We start from the raw sequence: 15756 nt of genomic DNA, 5'->3' as shown, positions 1-15756 counted from the left end.
ACAAATTGCCCGGTAACGGCAGGCCCCGGCGGGCCGCCCCTTTCGAGGATCCGGACCATGACGAGTTTCTGGCGCGAACGCATGATGGGCTGGCTGCGCGAGCCGGCGCTTTACCTGGCGGCTTCGGTGGAGTCGCGGTGGCGCCAGGCCGAGGCTCTCGGCGCGCTGGACGAGCGGCTGCTGCGGGATATCGGCCTCTCCGCGGCGCAAGCCCGGATTGGACGGCCGGCCAATCCCGTCGGCCCCGGGAATTGGCCGCTTTCGGGCCCTTCGGCCCAGGGGAACGGCACCGGTTTCGGCGGCGCCCGGTTCTAGCCGGGCCCGTCCCGGTCCCACGCTAGCCCCCCGGGGGCGTTACTGGTAAAAGTCGGCTCGCGCCGGGTTCCTTCTCATGGGAATGCCGGCGCGCCGCTTTGCCAATCGCCCAGGAGGTGGGGCCCATGCGCCGCGCCAGTGTCTCGCGTAAGACCAAGGAAACCCAGATCGAGGCCGAGATCGAACTCGACGGCCAGGGCCGCTCGGACATCTCGACCGGCATCGGCTTCCTCGACCATATGCTGGACCAGCTGGCCCGCCACAGCCTGATGGACATCACGCTGAAGGCCAAAGGCGATCTCCATATCGATTTCCATCACACGACCGAGGATTCCGGGATCGTGCTGGGCGAGGCCGTGGCGAAGGCGCTGGGCGACCGGCGCGGCATCACGCGCTGGGGCGAGGCCACGGTGCCGATGGACGAGACTCTGACGCGCGTGGCGCTCGACGCCTCGAACCGCCCCTATCTCATCTGGAAGGTCGCCTTCTCCAAGCCGAAGCTGGGCGAGATGGATACCGAGCTCTTCAAGGAGTGGTTCCAGGCCTTCGCGCAGAATGCGGGGCTCACGCTCCACATCGAGAATCTCTACGGCGAGAACAACCACCATATCGTCGAGAGCTGCTTCAAGGGCCTGGCCCGCGCGCTGCGCGCCGCGATCGCGATCGATCCGCGCAAGGCCGGTGAGGTGCCCTCGACCAAAGGCGTGTTGGGCGGCTCGCTCACGTGAAGGCCGTCATCGTCGACTACGGCTCGGGCAACCTTCGATCGGCGGCCAAGGCCCTGGAGCGCGCCGCGCCGGCGGATGCGTCTGTCGAAGTCTCGGCCGACGCGGCATCTTTGGCCGACGCCAGCCATATCGTGCTGCCCGGTGTCGGCGCCTTCGCCGACTGCAAGCGCGGCCTGGAGGCGCGGCCCGGGATGCTCGACGCGCTCGAGCGCGCGGTCCGGCGCGAGGGCAAGCCTTTCCTCGGCATCTGCGTCGGCATGCAGCTCATGGCGGCGCGCGGCCGCGAGTTCGGCGTGACGCCGGGCCTCGGCTGGATCGCCGGCGAGGTGCGGCTGCTGGAGCCGGGCACCGATCGCCATGGAATGAAGCTCAAGGTTCCCCATATGGGCTGGAACGAGCTGCAGCTGCTGCGCCCGCATCCGGTGTTCGACGGCCTTGTCACCGGATCGCACGCCTACTTCGTGCATAGTTATCATCTGGCGGTCGAGGACCCGGCCGACCTGCTCGCCACCTGCGACTATGGTGGCCCGGTGACGGCGGCGGTGGCCCGCGCGAATATGGTGGGCACGCAGTTTCATCCGGAGAAGAGCCAGGCGCTGGGTCTGAAGCTGCTGGCGAATTTTCTCGCCTGGAAGCCCTGAACGACAATCATTTGCGGGAGCCCCTTCGGGGACATCGCCATGGCCAAGACGGTGGTCGAGCTTCTGAAGAAATATTCCGGCACGGATCTCGCCGATCTGTGCGACGCGGCCGAAGACGGCATCCGCGCCGGCGGCGGCTTCGGCTGGCTGACGCCGCCGACGCGCGACGTGATGGAGACCTATTGGAAGGGCGTGCTGCTGGTGCCCGAGCGCCGGCTCTTCGTCGGCCGCCTCGACAACACCATCGTCGGCTCGGCCCAGCTTTTGCGGCCGGGCAAGAACAACGAGGCCCAGGCGCATTGGGCCACCATGACGACGCATTTCGTGGCGCCCTGGGCGCGCGGCCATGGCCTCGCCAAGGCGATCCTGGTCGCGGTCGAGGAGGCGGCGCGCGAGATCGGCGCGCAGGTGCTCAATCTCGACGTGCGCGAAAGCCAGGAGGCCGCGATCCAGCTCTATCAGTCGCTGGGCTATGTGCATTGGGGCACGCATCCCCATTACGCCAAGGTCCAGGGCAAGAGCGTCGCCGGCCTGTTCTATTACAAGGACCTGGTGTGAGCACCGGCTTCAACGATACCCGCGCACTCCCGTTTCCTTTCCTCTCCACCCGCAAAGCCGGGGGAGAGGATCAAGGCGAGGGGGGTCTGACAGCGCGTGAGATGTCGAAGGGTGTCGCTCTTTCCTGCGACGATCCCCCTCACCCTGCCCTCTCCCCCTCCGAGGAGGGGGAGAGGAAAGTAAAAAGCCCATATCGCTTGGCGGGCGCGAACCCCTTGGCTCGAGGCCGCCTGTGATCCTCTATCCCGCGATCGATCTCAAGGGCGGGCAATGCGTGCGGCTGCGCCAGGGTGACATGGCGCAGGCGACCGTGTTCAACAGCGATCCCGCCGACCAGGCGCGCCGCTTCGCTTCGGCGGGTGCCGAATGGATTCACGTCGTCGATCTCGACGGCGCGTTCGCGGGGCGTGCGGTCAATGGCGCCGCGGTCGAGGCGATCCTGGCGGCGGCCAACCAGCCCTGTCAGCTCGGCGGCGGCATCCGCGATCTCGACGCGATCGAGGCCTGGATCTTGCGCGGGATCTCGCGCGTCATCCTCGGCACCGTCGCGGTGCGCGATCCCGATCTGGTGCGCCAGGCCTGTCGCAAATTTCCGGGTCGCGTCGCGGTCGGCATCGATGCCAAGGGCGGGCGGGTCGCGGTCGAAGGCTGGGCCGAGACCAGCGAGCTCACGGTCGAGGAACTGGCCCTGCGCTTCGAGGATGCCGGCGTCGCCGCGATCATCCACACCGACATCGATCGCGACGGGCTGCTGCAGGGCGTCAATGTCGAGGCGACGGCCGCTTTGGCGCGGCGCATCAAGACGCCGGTGATCGCGTCGGGCGGCGTCGCGGGCCTCGACGATCTGCGCCGGCTGCTGGCGGCCGGCGGCATCGCCGGCGTGGTCGCCGGCCGTGCGCTCTATGACGGGCGGCTGATCCTCGAGGAGGCGCTGGCGCTGCTGGCCTCGGCGCGCGCGCAAACCCCCGAACGAAATCCCCGGAAGACGCAATTATGCTGAAGACCCGCATCATCCCCTGTCTCGACGTGCATGCGGGCCGCGTGGTCAAGGGCGTGAAGTTCCTCGACCTCGTCGATGCCGGCGATCCGGTCGAGCAGGCGCGCGCCTATGACAAGGCCGGCGCCGACGAGCTCTGCTTCCTCGACATCACGGCCAGCCATGAGGAGCGCGCGATCATCCTCGACGTGGTGGCGCGCACGGCCTCGGAGGTGTTCATGCCACTGACGGTCGGCGGCGGCGTGCGCCAAGTCGAGGATTTCCGCAAATTGCTGCTGGCCGGCGCCGACAAGGTCTCGGTCAACACCGCGGCGGTCGAGAATCCGTCGCTGGTCACGGCGGCCGCCGAGAAATTCGGCGCGCAATGCGTCACGGTCGCGATCGACGCCAAGGCCGAGGGCACCGGCAAGTGGCAGGTCTATACCCATGGCGGGCGCAAGCCGACCGGGCTCGACGCGGTCGAATGGGCGAGGCGCATGGCGTCGTCAGGGGCGGGCGAGATCCTGCTGACCTCGATGGATCGCGACGGCACCAAGCAGGGCTACGATCTGGGCCTGCTGCGAGCGGTCAGCGACGCGGTCCCGGTGCCGGTGATCGCGTCCGGCGGCGTCGGCACGCTCGATCATCTGGTGGCGGGCGTGCGCGAGGGCCATGCCAGCGCCCTGCTGGCGGCCTCGATCTTCCATTTCGGCACCTACTCGATCGCGCAGGCGAAGGCCGCGCTCGCCGCCGCCGGCGTTCCTGTCCGGCCGATCGGCTGAAGGCGACAGAGCAGGGACGATAGATTCCCGGGCCTTTCTGCGACCCGGGAATCCGCGACCGTCTCAGCGGTGATTGGCGCCGTCGTCGCGACCATGGCCGCCGCGGCCGCGATCGTCATTGGCGTCATGGCCGGCGCCGTCATCGGCGCCATGCTTCGCCCAGGCGGCCTGGTCGATCAGACGGACGCCGTCGAAGCGGACCGGAGCGGCGGTCAGCGCCATCAGAATGGAGAGCGCGCCAGCGGCAAGCGCCGCCTTCTTGATGCTTGTCATGGGGTGATGTCCTCTCGGGTGATGCAAAGCGCCAGGATGCGCTTCGAGAGGAGAACGGCTGGCCGGGAGACTCTATTTCGCGAAGCGCCTCCGGCCCGCGGCTTCGTGATGCCCGTTCGCGGTCACAAGGCTCAGCGATGCAGCGACAGGCCTTTCAGCACCTTGTCGACGGTCTTTTTCTCCGCGCGCAGCGCCATGCCGACGATGCGCAACTCTTCCGTCGGCACGGCCTTCATCGCCGCGCGGTTGTCGATGTCGTTGCCGGTAGCGAAGAGCTCCTCGGTGAAGAGCGAGAAGACCAGGTTGCGTTCGCGCGCGCGGTCATAGGCGCGCCGGATCGCGCCCGCGTCCGCGCTGAAGACCAGCACCGGCTGCTTGAACATCGGCAGATAGCGATGGCCCGAGCCGTCCTCATAGGGCTCCCCGGTGACGCCCTCGACCTTCGCGGCGATACCGCTGACGGTGAAGGCGGTCACATTGAGCTTCTGCCAGACCGGGAGATCGTCGCGCAGGACCACGGCGATCTTGGTGTCGAAGATCATCGTCATTTCGGCGCGGACTCCGTCGTGTCGGGTGAGGCGGGCCTGGCGGCGCGCCGGGTCCGGGCGCGGAAGCGCTCGCGATTGAGCCTGCGCTCCGCCTGCATGGCGGGGCCGATGCGGGCGCGCAGATCATGGGCCTCCACGGGCTTGCCGCAGGCCGAGCAGGCGAGGACCGGGTGGGTTTCCTGGCCGCAAGCCTTGTGGATCAGCGTCAGCGGCGGGCCCTCGGGGCCCGATGCCCAGCGGTCGCCCCAGCCGGCGAGCGCCACCACCACGGCATGAAGGTCGCGGCCCTTCTCGGTCAGGCGATATTCGTAGCGCACCGGACGCTGGCGATAGGGCACCCGGGCGACGATGTCCCGGGCCGCAAGCTTGGCGAGGCGGCGCGACAAAAGATAAGGCGCCATCCCGGTCTGGGCCTGAAACTCCTCGAACCGGCGCTGGCCCAGGAACAGCTCGCGTAGGATCAGCAGGGTCCAGGGATCGCCGATCGCGCCCAGCGCCCGGGCGATCGAGCAGGTGGCCGCGGCAATGTCCGAAACACGCATGAGGTTTCATACTTCAAGAATTGAAGCCTGTCGAGTTGCAGGCTAGGCTGGGCGCCACGGGCCCTCGAACCAGGAGCTTCCTTATGACCCCAGCCGCGTCTTCGGGTGCCGCCATCGGCGGCGATCAGCCGCGTTTCTGGGACGATGTCGAGGTGGGCGAGCGGGTGCGCAGCGCCGGGTTCGAGTTTTCGCCCGACAATATCTTCGCCTTCGCCCGGCAATATGACCCGCAGCCGATGCATCTCAGCGAGGAAGCCGCCGCGAAGAGCTTCTTCGGCGAGCTCATCGCCAGCGGCTGGCAGACCGCCTGCGTCACCTTCCGGCTGATGGTCGATGCCAGGCCGCTGGGATCGACGCCGCTGGTTGGGCTCGAGATCAAGGAGATGAAGTTCGAGCGCCCGGTGCGGCCGGGCGACCGGGTCTATGCCGAGGGCGAGGTGCTGGAGCGGCGCGCCTCCAAGACCCGGCCCGAGCGCGGCATCGTCGTCATGCGGGTGGTCACGAAGAACCAGAAGGACCAGCCGGTCATGTCCCAGCTCTGGGTGGCGATCCTGCCCACCCGGCAGGGCGCCGCGCGGCTTTAGCCGCCACCCAGACCCTCCCACCAATTGTGATAGTTTCATGACATTGCCCCCCACATCTGGGGGGTGTAGGGTGGAATCCCGCAGTTTTCCGGGAGGATCGAGGGCATGGCGCGGGCCCCCGCAAGTCTAGATGGAACGATTCTAGACAAGCTCTACAAAGTCATCGAAAGCCGGAAGGGGGGTGATCCGACCACCTCCAACACCGCCCGGCTGTTCGCCAAGGGCACCGACAAGATTGCCCAGAAGGTGGGCGAGGAAGCGGTCGAGACCGTCATCGAAGGGGTGCGCGGGCGGAAGAAGGATCTCGCCCTCGAAAGCGCCGACCTGCTCTATCACCTGCTTGTGCTCTGGGCCGACCGGGGCTTGAAGCCGCAGGATGTCTGGGACACGCTGGCGGCCCGCGAAGGAGTGTCCGGCATCGCGGAGAAGAAGGCGAGAAGTCAGAGCAAATGAGCGCCGCGGTCGCCGCTTACGACAGGAACAATATCTTCGCGCGCATCCTGCGCGGCGAGATCCCCTGCAAGAAAGTCTATGAGGACGAGCATGCGCTCGCCTTCCACGACATCCATCCGCAGGCGAAGATCCATGTGCTGGTGATCCCAAAAGGCGCCTATGTCTCGATGGCGGATTTCTCCGCCCAGGCGAGCGACAAGGAGATCGCCGGCTTCGTGCGCGCGGTCGGCAAGACCGCCGAGATCCTCGGCGTGGTCGAAAGCGGCTATCGGCTGCTCGCCAATCACGGGCCGAACTCGCATCAGGAAGTGCCGCATCTCCACGTGCATATCTTCGGCGGGCAGGCCCTGGGCAAGATGCTGGCGGTCGAACGCAAGGCCTGAAGCCCCGGGCTTTCCGCTCGCGGTCGCGTCATCGAAATAGCTCCCTCATGACCCAGCAACGGATCGCCAGGCTCGCACCCGCCATCTTCGGCGATCCTGTCGAGGCCGTCGACACGCCCGCGCTGCTGGTCGAGCTCGACGCCTTCGAGCGCAACATCGCGCGCATGGCGCAGTTCGCGAAAGCCAAGGGCGTGCGGTTGCGGCCGCATGGCAAGACGCATAAATGCGCGACGATCGCGCGGTCTCAAGTGCAGGCGGGCGCCGTCGGCGTCTGCTGCCAGAAGGTGTCGGAGGCCGAGGCCTTTGTCGCCGGCGGGATCGAGGATGTGCTCGTGTCGAACGAGATCGTCGCGCCGGCGAAGCTGCGCCGGCTCGCGGCCCTGACGGCGCAGGCGCGGATCGGCATCTGCGTCGATCATCCGCTGGGGCTGGACGCGCTGATCGCGGCGGCGCCCGAGGCGGCGCGGCCGATCGATGTCTATATCGAGCTCGATGTCGGCGGCGGCCGCTGCGGCATCGAGCATATCGAGGATGGCTTGCGACTGATGGATCGGATCGCTGCCGCGCGAAATCTCTCGCTCGCGGGCATCCAGGCCTATCAGGGCTCGGCGCAGCATCTGCGCAAGCCCGCCGAACGCAAAGCCGCGATCGAGGCCGCGGTGGCGCGCGTGCTGGGCTTGCGCGAGGCGCTCGTGAAGCGCGGCGCCGGCGCGCTCAGGGTGACCGGCGCCGGCACCGGGACTTTCTATCTCGAGGCCGCGAGCGGGGCCTATGACGAGATCCAGCCCGGCTCCTATGTCTTCATGGACCGCGATTATGGCGACAATGAATGGGCGGCCGAAGCCGGGCGCTTCGAGAACAGCCTGTTCCTGCTGACGACGGTGATGAGCCGGCGTGCACGCCAGGCCGTGGTCGATGCCGGGCATAAGACGCACAGCATCGACAGCGGCATGCCGGCGATCGCGGGTCGCCCCGATCTGTTCTATGACCGGCCCAGCGACGAGCATGGCGAGATCTTCCCGGCCTCGCCTGAGGTGCTGCTGCCCGAGCTGGGTCAACAGCTGCGCCTCATCCCGGGCCATTGCGACCCGACGGTCAATCTCCATGACTGGCTGGTCGGAATCCGCGCCGGCCATGTCGAGGCGCTCTGGCCGGTCGAAGCGCGCGGCGCCTTCAGCTGACGCCGCCGATCGGGGACGATGGCAGGACAACCGAGGATGCGCGCGATTCCTACCAGCCGCCCGCGCCTCCTCATGCGAGAATTCTCCGTCGAGCTGCTCTCCGTCTCGGAGGATCCGCCATGAGCCCCGCCCCGACCCACGCCCCGCTGCTCAATGACCACGATCGCCTGGCACTCCAGACCGAAGCCGAGACCCGGCCGGATCGCGTCATCGTCACCGACAGCGGCCGCGGGAGGTTCGAGCAGCTGCTGTTCAGCGGCCGCCATATCGCGCTCGCCGACGAGCCGGTGGCCGATGGCGGCGCCGATGCGGGGCCCGGACCCTACGACCTGTTGCTGATGGCGCTCGGCGCCTGCACCTCGATGACCTTGCGGCTCTATGCCTCGCGCAAGCATTGGCCGCTGGAGCGGACCGTGGTGCGGCTCAGCCATGCGAAGCGCTATGGCGAGGATTGCCGCGACTGCGCCGACAAGGATGTCGGCATCGACCAGATCGACTGCCGCATCGAGCTGATCGGCGCGCTCGACGACAGCCAGCGCGCGCGGCTCCTCGAGATCGCCAACAAATGCCCGGTCCACCGCACGCTGGCTTCGAAGATCGAGATTACGACCGAGCTGAATTTTGCATGATCTCGGCCGCGGTGATTCCCGGGCTCCTTCTAACCCGACAGCGACGCGCTAGCGGCGCCATGTACCGAAATAGAGAGCGCCTCCGACGAGCGCCTGCGGCCCACGCCGTACTTGTCTTCGTGACGTCGCAGCGTGCTGGCTTAATCAGACCAATCCGGTCGATCTACAAGAGCAATGGGCCGCCCTTGCGAGCGGCCCATGTCAATGATGAGCGAGCGCTGTTACGCGGCCGATTTGGCCCGGTTAACGCTATAAATGGCGGCGATGGCGCTCTCCGCAAACTCGTAGGCGCTGATGTTTTTGCCCACCTTCTGAGGATCCCACACCGCCATCTCGAACACGAACCGATAGTTCTTCATGATTTCGACTAGGAACCTACTCAAGAACGCCTGGGGATTCGTCTTCCAGACCAGCAACCCGTCCTTATCGACATCCAGCAGTGCCCGCAGGCCGTACAACAGGGGCACGATGAAGCCGTCTGGACATGTGTAGCTCACCGGACGCTGGAAGAAGGGCGTGGTTGGTTCGGCTCGTAGGTATTTGGGATTCTTCTCGGCAGCCTTCTCAGGGTCGTAGATCCTCACCGCGGAGATCTTCCCGAAGCTGCCGCCAGCTTTATTGTATGCCGACGGGATTTCCTCATACAGAATGTCATAGAGCTCGGGAAAGACGCCAGCGACTTTCATGGCGCTTTTGACGGCCTCATTATGAATGCCGACTGTATACCCTCCCTCTGACGGCGTTGAAACATCCGCGTGCTCCAACAGCTTATTGAACGCAGCAACACACACGGCTTTGTTGCGATAAATCTGGTTCGGGTTGACACGCAGACCACCAGGCAACTCCAGCTTTGATAGACCAATCCAGCAGAGGGCGATGACGTCTCGAACCTTGATGCGGCCGCCGTCGTTGGTCTTCCATTCAACTGCTTCGGCCAGGGAGCTCGGCAGTTCCTTCTTGAGGACGTCGTAAAAGCCCTTCTTGTTTGCCTTGGTTTCTTCGCTCAATTGGACGTTATTGTTCCTGGCTGCCCCGATCTCAAGGAGCGAACTTCGGAACGTCTCTACAACGCTCTCATCTTGCATTTCAGCCGGGACCTGGATTTCGACTGGCATCTCGAAATCCAGCAAATCGACAATTTCCCCAATTGCGTTTCTGTTCTCGGTCCAAGCCTTCCTAAACGCTTCCCAATCCTTCACGCGATTGAGTTCACGCTCCGTAGCCCCAGCCTCGCGGAGGATGTGCCTACCCGCCGCAAGTGCGTTGTGACCGCCGTCGAGGATGCCCTCAGTCTCGGGATCGAGGAAGCTAAGCTGGTAGCGGTCGCGGTCAAGGGCCCTGTATGACGAGGATGCCAGCAAGATCCCTTTTGTCTTCGCGGGAAACAGCTCGACAGATAATCTGAGGCTGTCTTCGATGTCAGCGGTCACAGACCCCTTCTTTGCGGAGCGGGGATTTGCCGCGAGGTCGTCGGTGTCCAGCAGTTGGACGACTGATTTTGCCGGCAGCAAGCCATAGAGCTTCCGAACAGGCCCCACGACCTGCTCGCTGCATTGATTGATCTTGACGGTCAGCGATTTTTTCATTTGGTCCTCCAAAAGTGAGAGGACCGATCCCGGATGGGATGAACGTGCGGCAGCGCAGCTCCCGCGATAATGCCAATCCGAAACCAGTCCAGGTTTCTATTCCGGCTCCTGTCCAGGAGCCGCGATTTAAATAGCAGCCCTGACGCGTAACCGCAAGGCCGAAGCCGATGGGGAACAGTCAGGTCTTGATTGCACTAAGGCCCCGCCTGAAGCTGCCGGTAGGACAGCGCCTCGGCGATATGGACGCGGCGGATCTGCGGCTCGGCCTCGAGGTCGGCGAGGCTGCGGGCCAATTTCAGAATTCGATGATAACCCCGCGCCGAGAGGCGGAAGCGCTCGACCGCGTTGCCGAGAAGCCGGCGGCCTTCGCTGTCGGGGGCGGCCAGCTCCTCGAGCCAGCGGCCGTCGAGCTCGGCATTGCAGCGCGGCGCCGAGGACGTCGGTGAGGCGGTGCCGTCGACCAGGCGCTTGACGCGCTCATGGTGGAACGCCCGCGCGGTGGCGACGCGGGCCGCGACATCGGCGCTCCGCTCGGCCGAGGGCGGCAGGGTCAGGTCGCTGGCGCTGACCGCGGGCACCTCGATCGCGAGGTCAAGGCGATCGAGCAGCGGACCCGACAGCTTCGCCTGGTAATCCTGGCCGCAGCGGGGCTGGCGGCCGCAGCCGCGGGTCATATCGCCAAGATGGCCGCAGCGGCAGGGATTCATCGCGGCGATGAGCTGGAAGCGCGCGGGATAGGTGACGTGGGCCGCGGCCCGCGCGACCGTGACGCGGCCGCTTTCCAGCGGCTGGCGCAGCGATTCGAGCGCGCTACGCGGGAACTCCGGCAACTCGTCCAGGAACAGCACGCCCAGATGGGCGAGCGAGACCTCGCCGGGCTTGGCGCGCGGGCCGCCGCCGGTGAGGGCGGCCAGCGTCGCCGAATGATGAGGGTCGCGGAATGGCCGGCGGCGCAGCAGGCGGCCGCCGGCGAGACTGCCCGCGACCGAATGGATCATGCTGACCTCGAGCGCCTCGGCCGGCTCGAGCGGCGGCAGAATGCCGGGCAGGCGCTGCGCCAGCATCGATTTGCCCGAACCCGGCGGGCCGATCATCAGCAGGTTGTGAGATCCGACCGCGGCGATCTCGAGCGCGCGCTTGGCGCTCTCCTGTCCCTTGATGTCGGCGAGATCGAGGGCAGCACCCTCCTGCAGTGCGATCTTGGGCTCGGGCGGGCGCAAGACCTGGCTGCCGCGAAAATGATTGATCAGGGCGAGGAGGCTCGGCGCCGCCACCACCTCGATCTCGCCGGCCCAGGCGGCCTCGCCGCCCTGCTCGGCGGGACAGATGAGCCCCAGCCCCATCTGCGCGGCGCTGATGGCGGCCGGCAGCACGCCCGCCACGGCGGCGATCCGCCCGTCGAGGCCCAGCTCGCCCAGGGCCGCATAGCGGTTGAGCTCGGCGCCCGGCAGCACGCCCATGGTCGCCAGCAGCGCCAGCGCGATCGGCAGATCGAAATGACTGCCTTCCTTGTTGAGATCGGCCGGCGCCAGATTGACGATGATGCGCTTGGGCGGCAGTGCCAGGCCCAGCGACGCCAGGGCGGCGCGCACCCGCTCGCGGCTTTCGCCCACCGCCTTGTCCGGCAATCCGACCACGGCGAAGACGGGGAGGCCGCTCGCGGTCTGCACCTGCACATCGACCCCCAGCACCTCGATGCCATGGAACGCCACGCTGGCAATCCGTCCGCCGGGCTTGAGCGTCCCGCCCCATCCCGCCGGTCGCGCGCGGCCGGTCTCCGGGGCTGCCGTCACCGCGCCATCCATCGCCGCTCCCCCCGATGCCGCTGCTTCGAATGTCGCAGCTTCCAATGCCCGGACATCTACAACCTATATTAGTATTTATAATATCGATACTCGTTCATAGATTGTTCCCTGTCAAGCCGCCATTGCCAAGCCGGCCGGGTTGGGGAAGATGGGCCGACCGTCCGACCGATGTCCCGAAGCGGCTTCCTCCTTCATGACCACTTATTTCAAGCAAGCCCTTCGGGCGCATCAGGCCGGCCAGGCCGCTTCCGCCGAGGCGCTCTACCGGCAGGCGATCGCGGCCGGCATCGAGCTGCGCTCGGCGCGCCATAACCTGGCCCTGCTGCTGCTGGAACGGCGCGCCTTCGCCGAAGCCAAGGCGCTGCTGGTCGAGCTCATCGCCAGCCCCGAGGCCGACGCCGCGACGCATTTCATGCTGGCGCGCATATTCCTCGCCGAAGGCGATGGCGCCGCGGCCCTGGCGCCGCTCGAGCTGGCGCATTCGCTCGAGCCCGGCTCGGTCCCGGTGCGCCTCGAACTGGCGCGGCTGCTCGCGGCCAAGGCCGAGTTTCGTCGCGCACGGGCGCTGCTCGAAGATGTGAGCGCGGCGACGCCGCCACCGGAGCGGCTGGCGGCCTTGCGCGCGCGGGCCGAGATCGAGATCGCCTGGGCCGAACTCGACCCGGTGGAAGAGGCGGAACATCTGGCGCAGGCGGAGCAGACGCTGCGTGCAGCCGTGGCGCTGGCGCCGCAGCATCCGGCCCTGCTCAACAATCTGGCGATGCTGCTGCGCCGGCAGGGCGCGCTGGCCGAAGCCGAGACCTTGGCGCGCCGGCTGCTGGCGATCGCGCCGCAGGTGCCCGAATCCTCGCTGACCCTTGCGGCCGTGCTCGCGGCCCGCGATCCCGCGCGCGAGGCCGAGGCGGTGACGCTGCTGGAGCGCGCGGCCGTGGCCGCTCCCAACCATCCGTCACTCACCTGGAACCTGGCGCATTCGCTGATGCGGCTGCAGCGCTGGCCCGAGGGGTGGCAGCGCTATGCGCGCCGCTTCGAGCGCCCGCAACGGGTGCCGCCGCCGCCGGGCCCGCTCTGGGACGGCAAGCCCACCGGCAAGCCGCTCTTGATCTGGGGCGAGCAGGGCTATGGCAATGTGATCCAGTTCGCGCGCTATTTGCCGGCCGTCGCCCGGCTCACGCCGCATCTCATCCTGGCCTGCCAGGCGCCGCTGCTGCGTCTGCTGGCCGGGCTGCCGGGCTTAAGTGAGGTTGCCGATTTTGCGGCGACCCTGCCGCCCTATGGCGCGCACTACCCGCTGCTCGATCTGGGCCTGGCGCTGGGCATCCAGGCGAAGGATCTGCCGGGCCCGATCCCCTATCTCAAGGCGCCCGATGCCGACGCGCCCTGGAACGAGCTGCAGTCGGCGCTCTATCCCCGCATCGGCATCGTCTGGGTCGGCAACCGCCATCCCGATCCCCATCGCAGCACGACGCTCGATCGTTTCGTCCGGCTCGCGCAGCGTTTCGATCTCTCCTTTTTCAGCCTCCAGATCGGGCCGGCCGCGGCCGACATCGCGCGCGAGGGGCAGGGCCGCATCGTCGATCTGGCGCCGCTGGTGCGCGACTTCGCCGACACCGCGGCGGCGATCGCGCGGCTCGATCTCGTCATCACCATCGACACGGCGGTCGCGCATCTGGCGGGCGCCCTGGGGGCCGAGGGCTGGGTGCTGCTGCCCCATCGCGCCGGCTGGATGTGGCATTTCGATCCGGAGCGGTCGAGCTGGTATCCGGACCTGCGGCTGTTCCGGCAGACCTCGGTCGGCGACTGGGACGGTGTCTTCGCCCGGCTCGAGCTGGCGCTGGCGGACTGGCTGGCGCAGGGACGCGGCGCCAAGCCCATCGGCCGGCCCGATTGAATGGCCAGGGAAAGCGACATCTCGATTGCGCAGGCGGCGCGCAACAATGCGGACTGGTGCGATGCGGTCGCGCGCAGCCACGGCGCCGGCGGGAGATTTCTGCCTGAGCTCTGGTTCAGCGACGGCAAGCTGCCGCTGTTCTATCCCAACCTGATCACCCTGACCGCCGAGGGCCAGGCGGCGCAGCGCGAGCGCGTGGCGGCGCTGCTCGAGAACGGCCCGCCCTTGCCCTGGGCGGTCAAGGACAGCTTCGCGGCCCTCGATCTGACGGCGCAGGGGTTCGACTGCCTGTTCGAGGCGAGCTGGATCGGGCTGCCGCCCGACGAAGTTTCCCCGCCGGCGGAGGATCTTTCGATCCGCTGGCACCGGGTCGAGCGTCCCGACGATCTCGTGGCCTGGGAGACGGCCTGGCGGCGCGATCTCTCGGCGGGCTCGGCCGCGATCTTCCAGCCGGCGTTGCTGCAGGATTCCACGATCGCGATCTTGGCGGGCCGTCTCGGCGAGGAGATCGTGGCCGGCGCTGTGCTGAACCTGTCGGCCGGCGCGATCGGGCTGTCGAATCTGTTCGGGCCGGAAACGGCGCGTGCCTCGGTCTGGAATGAATGCCGCCGCGAGGCCCAGGCGCGCGCTCCCGGACTTCCGGTCGTCGGGTATGAGCGCGACGAGGATCTGGCGCTGGCGCTCGAGGCGGGCTTCCGCGCGCTGGGTCCCTTGCGCGTCTGGCTCTGGACCGGCAGCGCCGGATGAGCCATCAGCCAACCTTTGCTTCGAAGCCCTGCAGCAGATTGACGGTGTTGAGGCCGAGCTCCTCGATCGCGTAGCCGCCCTCCATCACGAACAGGGTCGGACGCTTCAGGCGCGCGATCGCCTCGCCGATGCGGATGTAATCCTCGCTGCGCAGCTTCAGATGCGAGATCGGGTCCTTCTCGAAGGTATCGACGCCGAGCGAGATCACCAGCGCATCGGGACCATAGCCTTCGATCCGCGCGAGCGCGTGATCGAGCGCCGCGCCATAGGCGTTCCAGGCGGTGCCGTGCCGCAGCGGATAGTTCGCGTTGAAACCCTCGCCCGGGCCCTCGCCGATCTCATCGGCATAGCCGCTGAAATAAGGATAGGTCGTCTCGGGCGAGGCATGGAGCGAGGCGAACATCACGTCGGGACGGCGATAGAAGATCGCCTGCGTGCCGTTGCCATGATGGTAGTCGACATCGAGCACCGCGACCCGTGCGGCACCCGCCTGGCGGAAGGCCTCGGCCGCGACCGCGGCGTTGTTGACGAAGCAATAGCCGCCGTAATTGTCGGGCGTCGCGTGATGGCCGGGCGGACGGCAGAGCGCGAAGGCCGCGCGCTCGCCCCCGGCCACGAGCTTCTGCGCGCTCAAGGCCACGTCGACCGCCGAGCGCACCGCGGCCCAGGAGGTCGGCGTGATCGCGGTCGAGGCGTCGAGCGCGAAAAAGGCGAACTTGCCGGTGATGCCCTCGGGCTCGATGGCCCGCATCCCGCCGACCGGCCAGCTCAAGGGCAGGGCCGGCGGTGCGTCGGGCCCGAACTGCGCCTGCCATTGCGTCCAGGCGGTCTCGAGGAAACCCAGCAGGGGCGCGTTATGCACCCTGCGGATCAGGTCGGCGCCGAAGCGCTCGGGCGGGCGCACCGGCCCCAGTCGCGTCTCGGCGATGCGGGCGAGGATGCTGTCGACCCGGCGCGGATTTTCGTAAGGCGGCACGAACTCGCCGAACGAGAACTCGCCCTTCGGCGCATGCAGCCGGTGATCCTCGCTGGCGATCGTGATCATAGATGGACGATCCTTACCTTACGCTTGCGGACGGGGTTGGCGGGGCAGTCGTCCGCAAGCGGAAAACAAACCAACGCGGCCGTTCGCGG

19 protein-coding genes are annotated in these 15756 nt (G+C 67.4%); 13 read left to right on the top strand and 6 right to left on the bottom strand.

Annotation, left to right across the window (positions count from 1 at the left end):
• The first annotated feature begins 57 nt into the window (after positions 1 to 57).
• The 6 genes from FRZ44_RS25765 to hisF all read left to right on the top strand — a co-directional run bounded on the left by FRZ44_RS25765 (position 58) and on the right by hisF (position 4000).
• Positions 58 to 315, top strand: a complete 258-nt coding sequence (locus tag FRZ44_RS25765) for a DUF1127 domain-containing protein (RefSeq protein WP_151179879.1) — start codon at positions 58 to 60, stop codon at positions 313 to 315.
• Between the two features lie 125 nt (positions 316 to 440).
• Entirely contained in the window at positions 441 to 1043 is a 603-nt protein-coding gene (gene hisB / locus FRZ44_RS25760) for an imidazoleglycerol-phosphate dehydratase HisB (protein WP_151179878.1), read from the top strand.
• The gene (hisH, locus tag FRZ44_RS25755) at positions 1040 to 1684 is read left to right on the top strand and encodes an imidazole glycerol phosphate synthase subunit HisH (protein ID WP_151179877.1); all 645 of its coding nucleotides are present in this window, start codon (positions 1040 to 1042) and stop codon (positions 1682 to 1684) included. The genes hisB and hisH overlap by 4 nt, the downstream gene beginning before the upstream one ends.
• A gap of 39 nt (positions 1685 to 1723) precedes the next feature.
• Positions 1724 to 2242 (top strand): GNAT family N-acetyltransferase, encoded by a 519-nt coding sequence (locus FRZ44_RS25750; RefSeq protein ID WP_151179876.1) that lies wholly within the window; start codon positions 1724 to 1726, stop codon positions 2240 to 2242.
• Positions 2243 to 2474: 232 nt separating this feature from the next.
• Positions 2475 to 3242 (top strand): 1-(5-phosphoribosyl)-5-[(5-phosphoribosylamino)methylideneamino]imidazole-4-carboxamide isomerase, encoded by a 768-nt coding sequence (gene hisA, locus FRZ44_RS25745; protein WP_151179875.1) that lies wholly within the window; start codon positions 2475 to 2477, stop codon positions 3240 to 3242.
• A complete protein-coding gene (gene hisF, locus FRZ44_RS25740) occupies positions 3236 to 4000 on the top strand; it encodes an imidazole glycerol phosphate synthase subunit HisF (protein ID WP_151179874.1) in 765 nt (254 codons plus the stop codon). The genes hisA and hisF overlap by 7 nt, the downstream gene beginning before the upstream one ends.
• Positions 4001 to 4063: 63 nt before the next feature.
• On the opposite strand, the gene FRZ44_RS25735 is transcribed toward hisF, so the two are convergent.
• The 3 genes from FRZ44_RS25735 to FRZ44_RS25725 all read right to left on the bottom strand — a co-directional run bounded on the left by FRZ44_RS25735 (position 4064) and on the right by FRZ44_RS25725 (position 5363).
• A complete protein-coding gene (locus FRZ44_RS25735) occupies positions 4064 to 4273 on the bottom strand; it encodes a hypothetical protein (protein ID WP_151179873.1) in 210 nt (69 codons plus the stop codon).
• Positions 4274 to 4404: 131 nt separating this feature from the next.
• Positions 4405 to 4821 (bottom strand): DUF2000 domain-containing protein, encoded by a 417-nt coding sequence (locus FRZ44_RS25730; protein WP_225308450.1) that lies wholly within the window; start codon positions 4819 to 4821, stop codon positions 4405 to 4407.
• Positions 4818 to 5363, bottom strand: coding sequence for a winged helix-turn-helix transcriptional regulator (locus tag FRZ44_RS25725; protein ID WP_151179872.1), 546 nt, complete (start codon positions 5361 to 5363; stop codon positions 4818 to 4820). The genes FRZ44_RS25730 and FRZ44_RS25725 overlap by 4 nt, the downstream gene beginning before the upstream one ends.
• Positions 5364 to 5446: 83 nt before the next feature.
• Here FRZ44_RS25725 and FRZ44_RS25720 point away from each other — a divergent pair, with 83 nt between their 5' ends.
• From FRZ44_RS25720 to FRZ44_RS25700, 5 genes are all read left to right on the top strand, one after another.
• A complete protein-coding gene (locus tag FRZ44_RS25720; RefSeq protein WP_151179871.1) occupies positions 5447 to 5947 on the top strand; it encodes a MaoC family dehydratase in 501 nt (166 codons plus the stop codon).
• Positions 5948 to 6052: 105 nt separating this feature from the next.
• Positions 6053 to 6400, top strand: coding sequence for a phosphoribosyl-ATP diphosphatase (locus tag FRZ44_RS25715; protein WP_151179870.1), 348 nt, complete (start codon positions 6053 to 6055; stop codon positions 6398 to 6400).
• Positions 6397 to 6783, top strand: coding sequence for a histidine triad nucleotide-binding protein (locus tag FRZ44_RS25710; RefSeq protein WP_151179869.1), 387 nt, complete (start codon positions 6397 to 6399; stop codon positions 6781 to 6783). The genes FRZ44_RS25715 and FRZ44_RS25710 overlap by 4 nt, the downstream gene beginning before the upstream one ends.
• A gap of 47 nt (positions 6784 to 6830) precedes the next feature.
• Positions 6831 to 7964, top strand: a complete 1134-nt coding sequence (locus FRZ44_RS25705; RefSeq protein ID WP_151179868.1) for a DSD1 family PLP-dependent enzyme — start codon at positions 6831 to 6833, stop codon at positions 7962 to 7964.
• A 119-nt stretch (positions 7965 to 8083) separates the two neighbouring features.
• The gene (locus FRZ44_RS25700) at positions 8084 to 8593 is read left to right on the top strand and encodes an OsmC family protein (RefSeq protein ID WP_151179867.1); all 510 of its coding nucleotides are present in this window, start codon (positions 8084 to 8086) and stop codon (positions 8591 to 8593) included.
• A 221-nt stretch (positions 8594 to 8814) separates the two neighbouring features.
• On the opposite strand, the gene FRZ44_RS25695 is transcribed toward FRZ44_RS25700, so the two are convergent.
• Positions 8815 to 10179, bottom strand: coding sequence for a RidA family protein (locus FRZ44_RS25695; protein ID WP_151179866.1), 1365 nt, complete (start codon positions 10177 to 10179; stop codon positions 8815 to 8817).
• A 194-nt stretch (positions 10180 to 10373) separates the two neighbouring features.
• Positions 10374 to 11891 carry a YifB family Mg chelatase-like AAA ATPase gene (locus FRZ44_RS25690; protein WP_225308736.1) on the bottom strand — a complete coding sequence of 506 codons (1518 nt, stop codon included), beginning with the start codon at positions 11889 to 11891 and terminating at the stop codon, positions 10374 to 10376.
• A gap of 286 nt (positions 11892 to 12177) precedes the next feature.
• On the opposite strand from FRZ44_RS25690, the gene FRZ44_RS25685 reads away from it, so the two are divergent.
• Positions 12178 to 13875: a tetratricopeptide repeat protein gene (locus tag FRZ44_RS25685; RefSeq protein ID WP_191908301.1), complete on the top strand. Its 1698-nt coding sequence runs from the start codon at positions 12178 to 12180 to the stop codon at positions 13873 to 13875.
• The gene (locus FRZ44_RS25680) at positions 13876 to 14622 is read left to right on the top strand and encodes a hypothetical protein (RefSeq protein ID WP_151179863.1); all 747 of its coding nucleotides are present in this window, start codon (positions 13876 to 13878) and stop codon (positions 14620 to 14622) included. It abuts the gene before it with no gap.
• 4 nt (positions 14623 to 14626) lie between these two features.
• On the opposite strand, the gene FRZ44_RS25675 is transcribed toward FRZ44_RS25680, so the two are convergent.
• The gene (locus FRZ44_RS25675; protein WP_151179862.1) at positions 14627 to 15667 is read right to left on the bottom strand and encodes a histone deacetylase family protein; all 1041 of its coding nucleotides are present in this window, start codon (positions 15665 to 15667) and stop codon (positions 14627 to 14629) included.
• Between the last annotated feature and the right edge of the window lie 89 nt (positions 15668 to 15756).

Source organism: Hypericibacter terrae, from assembly GCF_008728855.1.
Lineage (GTDB): Bacteria > Pseudomonadota > Alphaproteobacteria > Dongiales > Dongiaceae > Hypericibacter > Hypericibacter terrae.
This window is presented reverse-complemented; position numbering and strand designations above follow the sequence as displayed.